General features: G+C 58.3%; 8 protein-coding genes and 3 pseudogenes. 3 read left to right on the top strand and 8 right to left on the bottom strand.

The genetic code is table 11. From position 1 onward, the window contains the following. The 8 genes and pseudogenes from ACVMDN_RS01715 to ACVMDN_RS01680 all read right to left on the bottom strand — a co-directional run bounded on the left by ACVMDN_RS01715 (position 1) and on the right by ACVMDN_RS01680 (position 7946). A complete protein-coding gene (locus tag ACVMDN_RS01715; protein WP_069279823.1) occupies positions 1 to 1101 on the bottom strand; it encodes a hydrogenase small subunit in 1101 nt (366 codons plus the stop codon). A 476-nt stretch (positions 1102 to 1577) separates the two neighbouring features. Further along, complete coding sequence (locus tag ACVMDN_RS01710) at positions 1578 to 2840, bottom strand: serine hydrolase domain-containing protein (protein WP_069279824.1); 1263 nt, start codon at positions 2838 to 2840, stop codon at positions 1578 to 1580. A 110-nt stretch (positions 2841 to 2950) separates the two neighbouring features. Beyond that, entirely contained in the window at positions 2951 to 3637 is a 687-nt protein-coding gene (locus ACVMDN_RS01705) for a molybdate ABC transporter permease subunit (RefSeq protein ID WP_069279830.1), read from the bottom strand. Between the two features lie 5 nt (positions 3638 to 3642). Then, complete coding sequence (locus ACVMDN_RS01700) at positions 3643 to 4083, bottom strand: hypothetical protein (protein WP_141713621.1); 441 nt, start codon at positions 4081 to 4083, stop codon at positions 3643 to 3645. 640 nt (positions 4084 to 4723) lie between these two features. Next, entirely contained in the window at positions 4724 to 5704 is a 981-nt protein-coding gene (locus ACVMDN_RS01695) for a PDR/VanB family oxidoreductase (protein WP_069279825.1), read from the bottom strand. Between the two features lie 11 nt (positions 5705 to 5715). After that, positions 5716 to 6468 (bottom strand): GntR family transcriptional regulator, encoded by a 753-nt coding sequence (locus ACVMDN_RS01690; RefSeq protein ID WP_069279826.1) that lies wholly within the window; start codon positions 6466 to 6468, stop codon positions 5716 to 5718. 3 nt (positions 6469 to 6471) lie between these two features. Continuing rightward, positions 6472 to 7516, bottom strand: a pseudogene (locus ACVMDN_RS01685) (aromatic ring-hydroxylating dioxygenase subunit alpha). A gap of 111 nt (positions 7517 to 7627) precedes the next feature. Beyond that, positions 7628 to 7946: pseudogene (locus tag ACVMDN_RS01680) on the bottom strand (helix-turn-helix transcriptional regulator). A 1012-nt stretch (positions 7947 to 8958) separates the two neighbouring features. Here ACVMDN_RS01680 and ACVMDN_RS01675 point away from each other — a divergent pair. The 3 genes and pseudogenes from ACVMDN_RS01675 (at position 8959) to ACVMDN_RS01665 (ending at position 14313) form a co-directional block, all read left to right on the top strand. Then, positions 8959 to 10281 carry a dicarboxylate/amino acid:cation symporter gene (locus tag ACVMDN_RS01675; protein ID WP_456835778.1) on the top strand — a complete coding sequence of 441 codons (1323 nt, stop codon included), beginning with the start codon at positions 8959 to 8961 and terminating at the stop codon, positions 10279 to 10281. Positions 10282 to 10965: 684 nt separating this feature from the next. Further along, a pseudogene (locus tag ACVMDN_RS01670) lies at positions 10966 to 13639 on the top strand (PAS domain S-box protein). Beyond that, positions 13636 to 14313: a response regulator transcription factor gene (locus tag ACVMDN_RS01665; protein WP_057018013.1), complete on the top strand. Its 678-nt coding sequence runs from the start codon at positions 13636 to 13638 to the stop codon at positions 14311 to 14313. The pseudogene ACVMDN_RS01670 and the gene ACVMDN_RS01665 overlap by 4 nt, the downstream one beginning before the upstream one ends. Positions 14314 to 14356 lie beyond the last annotated feature (43 nt).

Raw genomic sequence — 14356 nt, 5'->3', positions numbered from 1 at the left:
TTAAGTTGGCTTATTTTTATGAGCTGCGCGATCCGGCTTGCGGGTCAGTCGCTTCACGGCCGTGACCGCCGCATGTGCGGCTACGGTCAACCCAACCGCGCCGGCAGCGGCCATCCCGATCTGATCGGCGTTCTTCTCGATGCCGAACTGCTGGATGGCCGTGAGCCGGTCGTAGAACGAACCTTTGTCCCAAAAGCCGTCTTCGGAGCAACTGAGGCAGCCGTGGCCGGATTGAATAGGGAATGAAACGCCCCCATTCCAGCGAAGCGTCGAACAGGCATTGTAGGTGGTCGGCCCCTTGCAGCCCATCTTGTAAAGGCAGTAGCCCTTGCGGGCGCACTCATCGTCCCACTCCTCGACAAATTGGCCGGCGTCGAAATGCGAACGCCGATAGCACTTGTCGTGGATGCGCTGGGAATAAAACATCCTTGGGCGCCCTTGGCGATCGAGTTCAGGAAGCCTTCCGAACGTGGTTATGAAGGTCACGAGGCCGGTCATGACCTCTGCGATGGGGGGACACCCGGGAACCTTGACGATCGGCTTGTTGGAGATCACCTTGTCGATAGGCACAGTACCGGTCGGATTGGGCCTGGCCGCTTGAACGCAGCCCCAGGATGCGCAGCTCCCCCAAGCAATGACCGCCATGGACGCTTCCGCCATCCACCTGAGTCTCTCAACGAACGGCTTGCCGCCGTCAATGCAGAACATGCCTCCCTCGTTCAGCGGCGCGTTGCCTTCTACGGCAAGCACATACTTGCCATTGTACCTGGCACGGCTTTCCTGCAGGACGGCTTCGGCCTGGTGCCCAGCCGCGGCCATGACCATATCGTCGTAATCGAGCGAAATCATCGACAACAGCACGTCTTTGATCAACGGATGCGCGGAGCGGATGAAGCTTTCGGAGCAGCAGGTACACTCGAGCCCGTGCAGCCAAATGACGGGTATACGCGGTTTGGTCTCGAGGGCATTGGCGATACTGCTTGCTGCGAGCGGACCGAGTCCGAAGCTCGCGGCCGTCAAACTGCAGAATTTGTGGAAACTGCGACGCGTGATACCCTGACGTCTGATCACGCTGTAGAAGGTTTCCTCTATCCTGCCCATGAGCCCTTCCAAGTGCCGCGTCAGCCGTAACGATGCTGACGTTCAGCAGCAAGAAATAGGCCACTGCACAGCAACTGACGGATACCAAGCCGTCGCTTGTGGATCTGCAGCAGGATTGGCGAGCTACGCGCAAGCTGCGCAATTGACCACTTGTCGTGCTTATGGTGTCCGGTTTGGACCGTCGACGTGAGAACTCCAACAATGCATCACAATGGCTCGCTCCTGGCGGCGACGGCGTCATACTCGCTCTTCAAGTACGGCCGCCACACCGGCCGGCACGATAATTGTCGCAGTTCGCGGCACCGTACTGATCACCGATTTCGATCAGAATGGCTCGTTCCAAGCACTGGGCCCGATCGTCCGACGCGGGTCAGCAAACGACCTTGCTGTCCTTTCAGGTTTGATGCCTGTCCGCAGCAGCAAGCATAATTTGCCAGTCATCCAAGCTGTTCACGAGCATTTCCGACGGCAGCAAACTATCGAACTATTCCGGCATAGACGATATTTTGGACCTGCTCGCGGTAATACTTGCGGATCTCTCCGGGCGCGGCCGTGCCGACCACCACGACCAAGCGCTCCTTCGGATCACAGAAAAATTGTGTTCCGTAAGCGCCGGTCCAGGTGAACTCACCTGGACTGCCTGGAACGGCCGAGAGACCCTCGCTTATGCGCACAGCCACTCCGAGCCCGAACCCAAAGCCGGCGCGGTGCGGCTCCACATGAGCGACCTTATTTTTGATCTCTGGCCCAAGGTGGTTGGAGATCATGTGATGCACAGTCTTCGGACCGAGGATCCGCCGCCCATCGAGCTCCCCGCCGTTTAGCAGCATTTGCCCAAAGCGCACGTAGTCACCAACTGTCGCGAATGCACAGGCTCCCCCGCAGTCAAACCTCGTCTGACTTTCGAGGAGCTCGATGCTTTGTGGCTTTCCGGTCAGCGGGTCGTCTCTAAATGGACGCGCCAACCGCTTGCGTTGCGATGTCGACAAATGAAAAGTGGCATCCAGCATTCCGATCGGCTTCCACACGTTGCTGGAAAGATACTCGCCCAACGGCTGCTCGCTAACCTGCTCCACGACAGCTCCAAGCACGTCAGTCGAGAAGCCGTATTCGAACTCCGTGCCCGGTTGGTGCGCCAGCGGCAGCTTGGTAATGGCTTCGATGAAAGCCCGCTTATCGCCCTTGACCGGCGGAGCTGCGAAATCCGGATAGAGACGCGCCACCTGATCTGCGCTATCCGGTGGCGCACCATAGGTGAGCCCTGATGTGTGGCGATAAAGATCGTGGACGTAAATCGGAGAACTCTGCGCTTCGTATTTCAATGAGCCGTCAGGCTGCGGCACTCCCACCTTCATCTTTGCAAATTCGGGATAGTAATCCGTCAGTTTGGCCCGCAGAGGCAGGCGACCTTGTTCCGTGAGGGTGAGGCCGGCAACCGCCACCATCGGTTTGGTCATAGATGCGAGCGCGAATATCGCATCGAGCCGCATCGACGTTCTTTTTTCCGGATCGAGCTGCCCATACGCCTTGTAGTGAATCAGCTTGCCGTCTCTGGCGATTGCAACCACTGCGCCCGGCACGCGTTTGGTTGCGATTTCCCGAGCGAAGAACTCGTCCAGTCTGGCAAGCCGCTGACTGGAAACTCCGACGTCATCGGCCCTCGCCTCGGGCAAAGGCGCGCAGTGAGCTGAATTGAAGCTGATACCGGCAGCCGCCGCGGCCGCAACGAGTTTGTTCATGGTATCCTCGCCAAGAAAAGGGCCGATCTGACCTGCGATACTGCCGCTCGGTTAGTACCGGACATGCTTGGACAGCACACCGAAGGTACTTCGATTCGGCTTGCTGCCCGTCATGTACCTCTCCTGGCACACCGTTTGTCGATGAGAGTTAGGGTGAACATGACGGCAAGAGCGAACATCACCATACCCCCCGCAACCCAACTTGCCTCGCGCCAGCGCGATGCTTGGACGTAGTCAATGACGTAGGCTGACAGCACCTTGGTGCGCCCAGGAATGTTGCCGCCGATCATCATGACGACACCGAATGTGCCGATCGTGTGGGCAAAGCCAACCACGCCAGCCTTGAGGAACTCCAGCCGTGCCGGCGGCAGGCCGACCGCAATGAAGGCGCACAACGGAAAAGCGCGCTGGCTTGCCGCAACTTGCTGCGCGCGGTCGCCCATTGCAACAAAGGCGCTACGGATCGGCTGCACCACCAAAGGGAGCGCCGAGAGAACCGATCCCACGACGATTCCCGCAAAGGTAAATGCGAGTGTGTGCTGGCCCCAGAAAGAGGCGAGAAGCCCGCCGGGTCCGTTCGGGCCGAGCAGGACGAGGACGCAGAAACCGAGCGCCGTTGGCGGCAGCACGAGCGGAAGCGCGATCATCGTCGCTACGGCCTCGCTCAAAACCGTCTTTGACCGTGCGAGCCACCACGCGAGCGGCGCGCCAATCACCAGCAGGATCATTGTCGTCACGCAGGCGAGCTCGACCGTGAGCGCAACGGATTGCCAGACCTCTGGCGAAAGGACATCCATGTGCGTCAGCCCACCGGTGAGAGCACGTCGCCGTGGCCGCGCAGCGGTCGTCTGCGCGTCCGGCTCGCTGAGGAATTTGGCGCGCATCGCCTTTTGATCGCGTGCAAGCCCCAAGGACGGGACGCCGTGCCTAAGTTCGGCTGCACCGCTTGCAAGATGGCGACCGCATTGGTTGTGTTTGCTTCACCGGTCCCTTTTCGCGCCACGACGCGCCTGCGGATCACGGCGCCTAAAGCCCAATTCGCCGCAGTCGTGAGCTGGATTTCTGGAGCCACAGGAGCATTCTCAAGAAGCCCGATCGGGCGAATGCTGTCGCGCGAACAGAACGCCTGAAATGTTGCAGTTTGCGTGCCTTGGCTATCGAGCTCGATGCTTACGTTGACGCTCAACGCGCTCTCGGGCCGTCTCGCGGGCTTCGGCAAGGTGGTACGCTTGTCGTCCGGCACGCGCAATCTCGTGGGGCCATCACATTTCGCGTCGTTTCTGCGAGCAACAGCGGCATCGCAAACCTCATCGGAAACTCCTGTGACAGGGCCGCTCCGACCGGTCTGACGGCGGCAGCTCCTCGCGCGCCATCCAGCAATCCCCGTGCCGCTTGCGAAATGTGGTGCGCTTTGTGCCTACGCGAGAAAAACCCGCATGGATGCCAGCGTCACTGTGCAGTGGACCTAACCCGCTGTCAGGTTCCGGGCACCTTTGTATTCAAACAGACAGCGGCGGCAGAATGAGCAGGAGAGCTGGTCGCCCGACAGATGTCGCGCTTTGAATAAAATCGATGCAAATCCTCACGTGATTCCGCATCGAAGTATTAATTTGTTTCTTAGGTGTCTCAAGAACGAGCGTGTATAAGCGCCGAGGCCCGCCAAAGTCTACTGCGAGAATGGACACGACCGAAAAACAAAGGTTTCGGAGTCCATTTCTTATTCGGCTTGCTTGTTGCCAAGGACAGGGACAGCAGCTGCCGACCATCGTCACCCGGTAATCATGCGCACTGTTCTATGATAACAGGGAGCATACCGTGGGACATCCGTTAGTCGCCGAGTTCTCGGCCAGAACCTGCTGCCCCAAAAACGTGTTGCAGCGAATCTATGGCCCGTCCGGGCGGTGCAGTATATCGACTGTAATGGTGCCGCGGGCTCGAGAGACACATGCACAGATCTTTTCGTTCGCGTGCTTTTGCTGCTCGCTGAAGAAAACGTCGCGGTGGTCGAGATCACCGTCGATTTTGACGAGATCGATGGCGCAGACGCCGCACTCGCCGCGCCGGCAATCCGAAATCACCTCGTAACCAGCCTCATTGAGCACGTCCAGCAATGAGCGATCGCGCGGAATCTCGATCTCAAGAGACCGATCTGCAAGGCGCACCCGGAAACCTTCAGTCGGCAGTGAGCCGCTCGAGCCAAAGGTCTCGTAGCGTAAGTCGGATAGTGCGCGACCTGCATCGGTCCAGGCCCGGCGGGCAGCATCGAGCATCCGGATCGGACCGCACAGGAGGGTCAAGGCATCAGGCGGCAGCGAGGCGAACAAGCCATCGAAATCTAGCCTGCGCCCTTCGTTGCCTGCATGGACAATAAGCCGCTCGTTCAGCAATGGGGCGAGAACGTCCAAATAGGCGGCTTGCTCACGGGAAGACACAGCATAATGCAGAGTGAAGTCGGCATTGCGGCGTGCCAGCGCCTGGGCCGCCCCGATCAGCGGCGTAATACCAATGCCGCCCGCAATCAGGCAATAGTGCCGGCGAGCCCAGTCAATCGGCAGCAGCGAGGCGGGCGACGTAATTGTCAACCGCGCGCCCGGCGCGAGCGACCACATGTACTGCGAGCCGCCACGGGAGTCCTCCGCGCGCCGCACGGCGATGCGAAAGCCGGCCGGGTCGGCTTCGCCGACCAAGGAATAGGACCTCGTCTCCGGACGCCCATTGATAGTGACGGCGATATTGATATGGCTGCCGACCGGATAGGCCGCGCCATCAAAGTTTTCCGGTTTGATCAGAAACTCGCGGATCGAAGGAGTTAGATAGCGCGTCGCCACGAGCGTTGCCGATGTCCAGCTTTCAATGAAGCGCATGGAGATTTCCTTTAATCGCCTGCCATCCTGATGAGCGCCAGTCCTGGCAGCAGGTCAGAATGCGTCTTATTCCTGAGCACCAAGCGCAGATTGCGCGCCGCCACTCGGGCGTGCTCGCGCATGATTGCCTCGGCCCGCGCACCTTCGCGGTTTTCGATTGCATCGACCACGACGCGGTGTTGATCTTGCGCAATCAACAGTGTGTGGCGCGCATCCGGTAGTGTCGATTGGGTCATCACAAAGCCGCTGGGCGAGGCGAATGGTAGCGCCGACGCGCGATCGACCTGCCGGATCAAGGGCGGACTGTGCGACAATTCGGTTAAAAGCGCATGAAATCGCGCATTGAGCGCGACGTAGGAGGAGAAGGCCTCGACGGAGATTGGATCCTGCCGCACCAGTCCATCAATCTCGTCAAGACATCCTTTTAGAGGCTCAAGATCGCGCGACGAAACACCGCGCTCGGCAGCAAAACGCGCGGCCAGACCTTCTACGGTGCCACGCAGCTCGATCGAATCCAGGACATCTCGTTCGGAGAATGCCTTCACCATGAAGCCGCCAGAAGGGATCGCTTCCAGAAGTCCTTCCTCCTCCAGCCGAACCAATGCCATTCGCACCGGAGTGCGCGATGCGCCGGTCGTCTCCACAGCCTGTAACTCGGAGATCCGTTCGCCCGGCCGCAAGTCGCCCGACAGGATCAGATCGCGCAAGCTGAGCTGGGCGCGTACCGTCTGTGAGACTGAGCGGTCAGTGTCGCGCTCGGCCATGCCCTACTCCGCGGCCTGACGACCGTGGTGCGGATTCTCGGCCTCGATCATGCGATCTATCAAGCGGCGGGCCCACATCGCGCCGGCATCGATGTTGAGGTTATAGAAGACCCGGTCGGGATTTTCGTCGATCGCGCGCTGCTGCGCCTCGAGAATGACCTCGTCTTCACGGAAGATGCCGGAAACGCCTTGGCGAAGTTCGGTGGTCAGGCGCTGTTCGTTCAGGCGATAATTGCGCACGAAGGCCCAGAAATAATGGCAGCTCGTTTCCGTTTCGGGCGTGATGGTGTTGAGGACAATACCATTGACGCCAGCCGATCGATTGCCTTCGGGCGCGCCGGTTCCTGAGGGCGCCACTCCGACGTCGATATTGATCGTGCACGGCGCCTCGAAACGGATAATTTGCCAGCGGTCTACCGGACCAGGTTAATTGCTTGGCCTAGAACGGGGGCGCGGCAATTCCCTTCATCCAGCGCGTTACGGTAGCGGTCTTCTCACCATGGGTGACGTCAAACGGCGCTTCCGTGATGGCGTCATTGCCAATGCTGGCGCCATGCACAAACGTTTCGTGCGTCAGGTCCATGAGGTTGTCGACAACCAGACGATAGTCGCATTTCAGGTGAATGGTGTCACCGTCGCCGGCCCAAGCGGGATCATCGTTCCAGTGCATGTCCGGCACCATGCCCGGGTCGGCTAGCGCCGGATCACCCATCCACAGCCAGACGAAGCGATCGCGCTCGACCACAGGATAGGCACGTACACACGCAGAGGGGTTGATCGTCTCTTGCGAGGGCATGAAGGTGCAACGGCCCTGCGCGTTGTATTTCAGCCCATGATAGCCGCAGACCACGCTGTCGCCCTCAAGGCGCCCTTTTGAGAACGGCACCAACCGATGCCAACAAGCGTCCTCCAGTGCTGCCACGTCGCCGTTGGCGCGCCGATACATTACGACGTGCTTGCCGCAGATCGTCCGCGGCAACAGCGCCTGTCTCACCTCAGCGTCCCACGCGGCCGCGTACCAGACATTGGTTGGAAAGCAATGGCTCATGCGCCGATACCTCACTTGGGGACACTACCTGTATACATTAATTGGAAACGGGCCGAAAAAGTGACGAATATGCGAGCTTAAAGTGGAATGCGTGTATACAGAGATGATGATTCAGCGATTCCGCCGGGCCATGACGAGCATCTGGTGCACACACCAAACAGCTGAGTTCGGCTCGCCATCGCACACATCCCACAGGATCTCGCCCCTGAACTGTCGCGGCCTGTCGGACGTCGACGTCTTGGTGCCGAGAATCGGGTCATGCTCTCAAGTCATCCAGTGCGCAGATGACGCGACCGCCAATTTTTCGGTACGCCGGCCCCCTGCCATATGTGCGGTGCTTTTCGAGCATGCGGGCGGATCGGGTAAGATACCGCGCAGCCTCGGGCGTACGCAGGAACCTCGTGGATAGACCTGACATCGGATCGGGCATTTGCGAGCTCCAGGTGAGAGGCTGGCCCGCGAACGGCGACACTTTGTCGTGCCATCATCATGGAGAAGCGCGCGCTCTGAGGAACACCGAATATCGAGGAGGCGATTCTCGGCACCCGAGTTGAAGGGCGCTATTCGCCCCTTGCGTCCTGCGGCAAGCTTCTTCTATTTAGCGCCCGCTCCAGCCTACGACTTGGTCAATCACGGCTCGCGGCTGCGAAGACGTCCTGCACGGATGGACATGGACTAGGTAATCGCGGTTTGGCAACGCGGACGCAGAAACGCTCTGCGTCAGAAATTTTGCCGAACCATCCGGTTTCACCGGATCACCACCTCTGTACTTGAGTACACTCACCGTCGTTCCAATTGTCGCAACTCATTCGCACTCGCCAGTACATTCGCAGCCGGAACAAGTCACATTGGACTCGTCCTGCCTGGCAATGAGTTCAGAAAAAAGAACGCTCAAAACGCCAAAGCGGAATGATCGGGGCTCCATCGTAACCGCCGAGGCGCCCAACGGCTCAGCGGCCGCCGATGCGGATACGCCTCGCGTCGACCAACCCGCTAGATGTCGCACGCTTCCATCGCCTGGATGCCTCCGATCCAAACGATCAATTTTATCAATGAGGCGTACTGTTGCATCAACTTCAGAAGTCGAAGCGTACCCATCACTCTAGGACTTCGATGCCGAGACGTGACTCGGGTAATTTGCCAGCAAGATGCGACGATGCAGAGCAACCTTCGCGATCGACCTCACAAATGCCATTCGACGATTCAAACAGACCTCGTCAGAAGAACGGCGGTTTATCTGATAGCGACACGATCGGTTGGGTCTCTGGTGCAGATCTTGCTTGACGAATAAAGATAACGTAACTGAACGCCTGCCTTTGGAATGACGCGCCGGCTCTCGGAACCGTCTTCAATCGGACACGGCTAAATGACAGCCTCGTATGATGCCGTCGTCTTCAACGACGCGGCGGCTCGCATGCGAGTGTATTCGGGAAGGAAGCGTCATGACCACCATGGCAACTGCGGCGCCCGCGCGCGCGTCGCAGACTTGGTATAAGATTCTCTACGTTCAAGTGTTGATCGCGATCGTTATCGGCGCCATCGTCGGCTGGCTGTGGCCGTCGGTCGCGACCAACGACTGGGTCAAGGCGCTCGGTGACGGCTTCATCAAGCTAATCAAGATGGTGATCGCGCCGATCATCTTCTGCACCGTCGCATCCGGCATTGCGCATATCCAGGATGCAAAGAAAGTCGGGCGCGTCGGCGTCAAAGCGCTGGTCTATTTCGAGATCGTATCGAGCTTTGCGCTGGTGTTGGGCCTTGTCATGGGCAATCTGGTCCAAATCGGCCATGGTCTTGCGGTCAAACCGGACGCTGCGGCAGTCGCCAATTACGTCAAGCAGGCGGAAGCCTCGAAGACCGTCGATTTTTTTCTCAATATCATTCCCGATACTGTGGTCGGCGCCCTCGCTCGCGGCGATGTTCTGCAAGTGCTCCTGTTCGCGATCCTGTTTGGCTTTTCGCTTATGGCGCTTGGGGAGCGTGGAGAACGGCTGCGCAGCATGATTGACGACGTCGCGCATGCGGTTTTCGGCGTGATCGCCATCGTCATGAAAGCGGCCCCGATCGGTGCGTTCGGCGCCATGGCTTTCACGATCGGCAAGTTCGGGCCGGCGGCGCTCGGTAATCTGATCGGGCTCATCGTACTATTCTATGCGACTGCGGCGATATTTGTGATCGTCGTGCTCGGCCTGATCGCGCGGATCGTCGGCTTTTCGATCTTCAAATTCATTATCTATATCAAGGACGAGCTTCTGATCGTGCTCGGCACCTCATCCTCGGAAAGCGCGCTGCCGCAATTGATGGAGAAGCTCGAACGGCTGGGCTGCTCAAAACCCGTAGTTGGCCTCGTGGTGCCAACCGGCTACTCCTTCAACCTCGACGGCACCAACATTTATATGACGCTGGCGACATTGTTTATTGCCCAGGCACTCGGGGTCGATCTGACCTTTGGCCAGCAGCTCACGATCTTGCTCGTGGCAATGCTGACCTCGAAGGGGGCAAGCGGCGTAACCGGCGCAGGCTTCATCACACTTGCCGCGACATTGTCGGTGGTCAACCCGGCACTGGTGCCCGGCATGGCAATCGTATTCTCGATCGACAAGTTTATGAGCGAGGTGCGAGCCCTTACCAATATCACCGGCAATGGCATCGCCGCTGTGTTCGTGTCGTGGTGGGAAGGCGAGCTCGACGACGCTACGCTGCACGCTCGGCTCAAGCAGCCCACAGTTTCCAATGGCATCGATACACGAACATCAAGGAGGTAGGCCCGGTCTTGTTCGTGATTTCAAGGCGCGCTCAACTGAGCGCAGCCAGCTCCGTGGTTCGTTCGCAGTTCAAATCGGCACAGCCGACTTGAACTGCGAGTTGATGCTTTTTTGCAGGAGCAGCCGTTCACACCATTGCTCCGTGTCGCGCTCCAAACCACGTCTGAGAATTCCACGCAAACGCGGAAGATGAAGTCGTTTTTCCACCGATATTTTTGGCGCGCCGTGGAGTTGAAAGCTCCCAGCCATCCAAATGCTGGCGCAAGGTTGGCGTGGGGCAACACAACACGATTCCGACAGAGCCTACCCGGCCTGACTGGCCAAGGGACTGGGTCTAGCCCACAAAATAGCTTGGTGCGTGGCCACTGAACCGGCCTCTTCCGCGCCCGCGGGTGGCGGCAATTTCCAACTCAGCCATCCGTTTATTCCGGCGCGCGTTACAGCATCACGTCGGGGCGGGTATGATCACCGTCGACCGGCTTGGTACGCGGGTCAGCGCGCCATATTGAAAGGTTTAGAACAACTATACCTACGTTGTAATGCGCCTTTCTCCGGCACGTGCTGAGTTCAGCTGCAAGCAATTGACCCAGAACATTGGCGAGCGTCCCTTGGGGCCGAAAGATTGCCCCATTTTTGCCTAAATGTTATAACTCTCCCGCCGGAGAAAGGCCGGACGGTCAAAGAATGTATAACCAAGTCAATAATTTCAAACGTTCAGCCACACAGTTCACATTCGGCAGCATAACGCTGGCGGTAGTGACGTTGGCCTCCTTGTACCTTCAAACACATTTCGCTGCGACGGCGTTCGGCTATCTGCTGGTAATATTGCTATTTTCATTGATCGGCAGCTTCATTGCATCATCTGCCCTTTCCATCTTGGCCATCGCTGCTTTGGCGTACTACTTCGCGCCGCCCGCGTTCAGTCTTGGGATCGACGACCCCCAAGTTCTTCTGGTGGTTGTCGCTTTCTTTACTGTCTCGATTGTCGGAACGCACCTGATTGGAAAGATCCGCCAGGAAAGAGAGGCCGCGCGTGAGACTGCGGCCGAACTCCGGCGCAGCACTGCCGATTTGGAAGACCGTGAAATGCGGTGGCGCGCAATCTTTGAGCACAATCCCTCCATGTACGTCATGGTCGACGAAGCGGGTACTGTCCTTAACGTCAATACGCTCGGCGCGACACAGCTCGGCTATGCGCGCTCCGAACTGATCGGTCAATCTGTCCTGGGAGTCTTTCTGGACGAGGATCGCGCGTTCGCCCGCAAATGCATTCGGGCCTGCCTTGAAGATATCGGTCAATCGCAAACCTGGGAGGCCCAGAAAGTTCGGAAAGACGGCTCGGTGTTGTGGGTACGTGAAAACGCCAAAGCAATGCTCTGGGCCGATGAGCGGCCCGTTGTCCTCATAGCCTGCGAAGATATCACGGAGCGAAAGCGGACCGAACTTGCCCTGCAGCGAAGCGAAGTACATTTGGCTCAGGCGCAGGAGTTGAGCAATACAGGCAGCTTCAGCTGGAACGTCGCCACCGGCGAGGCCTTTTGGTCAAAGGAGCTGTTTCGTATTCTACAGTTGGATCCGCAGACGGTTCCCGCGCCGGAACTGATCGTCGCGCGCACGCATCCAGACGATAGGGCGTCAGTCCAAGAGACCATCGATCGGGCGATGCGAGATCCAAAGAGCTTCGAGCATGAATACCGGTTACTGCTGCCGGATGGATCAGTGAAGCACATCCATGCGCGGGCACGCACCACGAGAACCGCGACCGGTGACATCGAGTTTGTCGGGGCAGCGACGGATATCACGGCTGCAAGACTAGCAGAACAGCAGTTGCGCCGCAGCGAGGCCTACCTGGCCGAAGCCCAGCATCTCAGTCACACGGGTAGTTGGTCTTGGGACGTCTACCGTCTCGATTTTATCTATCGCTCCGCCGAGGTCGATCGCCTGTTTGGCTTTGATCCGCAAGAGACGGTGTCGATAGAGACCATTCGGTCGCGTATTCATCCAGACGACCTGCCGCGACTTCAGGAAGTGCAGCGACTGGCTAGAGAAGACAAGGAAGGACGCTTCGAGTACGATTTTCGAATCCTTTATGCCAGATGGCTCGATGAGGCATATACATTCCGTGGCCCATGTGGTGGTTGGCAGCGACGGCAATGTCAGCGAACTCATCGGAACACATATGGATGTCACTGAGCAATATGCAGCCAGGGAACGTCTGGAAAGCACACTTGCCGCGCTGCGCGAAAGCGAGCAGCGCTTTCGCGACTACGCCGAAACAGCCTCCGATTGGCTCTGGGAGACCGGGCCAGATCATCAGGTCACTCGCTTGTCCGAGCACACCAGCGCTGCGGGAATCCTGGCGACAGGATTGATGGGTATGCTTCGCTGGGACATTGCGTGCGACGTCGAAGAAGAACCTGAGAAGTGGCGGCAGCATCGGGCGAGGCTGGAGGCGCATCTGCCGTTTCGGGATCTGCTCTACCGCACCGTCAACCGGATGGGATCTCCGATTTACGTTCGAACGAGTGGCAAGCCTTTTTTTGATATCGACGGTAATTTTCTCGGGTACCGGGGCGTCAGCACTGACATGACGGCTATCATTCGCGCAAATCAAGCCGAACAAGAGTTGCGAAAGGCACAGGCAGAGCTCGCACACGTGACGCGCGTGACCACCCTGGGAGAGTTGACAACGTCCATCGCCCACGAAATCAACCAGCCACTCGCCGCTATTATCAGCAACGCCGACGCATGCCTCGGTTGGATGAACCGCGAAACCCCTGATCTTTCCGCCGCGCGCTCATCGGTTGAGTGGATAATCGAAGACGCAATCCGAGCAAGCGAGGTGATCCGTCGCATTCGCGCACTTGCGAAGAAAGGCGAGATCGAGATGCTGCCGCTCGACATCAATGACGTCGTTAAAGACGTCATTGCGCTTGTGACACGTGAGCTGATTAGCCACCAGGTGACGTTAAAAACCGATTTGACGGTAGCGCTACCCGCAATCCTCGGAGACCGGATTCAGCTGCAACAGGTGATTATCAATCTGGTGATGAACGGAATCGAAGCGATGGACGCAGTTACGGACCGTCCGCGTGAACTAGTGATTCAGTCATCTAGCGACGATATGGGGCACGTGCGGCTTGCCGTGACTGACAGTGGCATCGGCATCGCCGAGAATGACGTCGACCGAGTGTTAGACCCATTTTTCACGACAAAATCGAGCGGCCTTGGAATGGGGCTTTCGATCTGCCGCTCGATTGTGGAGGCTCACGGAGGGCGTCTTTCGATCGTCTGCAAGCAAGGGCCGGGGGCCACCTTTCGGTTTGACCTGCCGCTGCACAAGGAGATCGTGTCATGAGTGAACGCTCCAACTCCCAGCGCGAAGGCAGCAAGGCCGAGGCGTCGGCGCATGCGATCGTCTTCGTTGTTGAAGATGACGTCTCGATGCGTCGGTCGCTTACGAACCTTTTCCAATCCGTGGGCCTGGACGTCGTTGCATTCGGATCGGCCCGAGAAATGCTGCAGAGCAAACTTCCCGACGTTGTTAGCTGCCTGGTTCTTGATGTCCGGCTGCCAGGCTTAAGCGGCCTTGAGTTTCAGACTGAGCTAGCCAAGGCGAACGTTCATATTCCCATCATCTTCATTACCGGCCATGGCGACATTCCCATGAGCGTCAGGGCTATGAAGGGCGGAGCGGTCGATTTTCTCACCAAACCGTTTCGCGATCAGGAACTGCTGGACGCCGTAGTCGCAGCGACCGAACGCGATCGCAAAAGGCGCGAGGACGAGCAGACTATCGCGAAGCTGAAGTCTCTATTTGAAACCTTGAGCCCGCGCGAGCAGGCGGTGATGAAACTGGTCGCTACCGGATTAATGAACAAGCAGATAGCCGCCGAGCTGGGGCTCGCCGAGATTACGGTCAAGATCTACCGTGGACACGTGATGAAAAAGATGCGCGCCAGGTCGCTGGCGGATTTGATCAGAATGACTGAGACGCTGGGAATCCGCGGTAACCGCCCCGAACAAACCTAAGTATGATTTTACAATTTAACCACTCAAGCCCACTTTTCGCTCA

Source organism: Bradyrhizobium sp. USDA 4510 (assembly GCF_054059095.1).
This window is presented reverse-complemented; position numbering and strand designations above follow the sequence as displayed.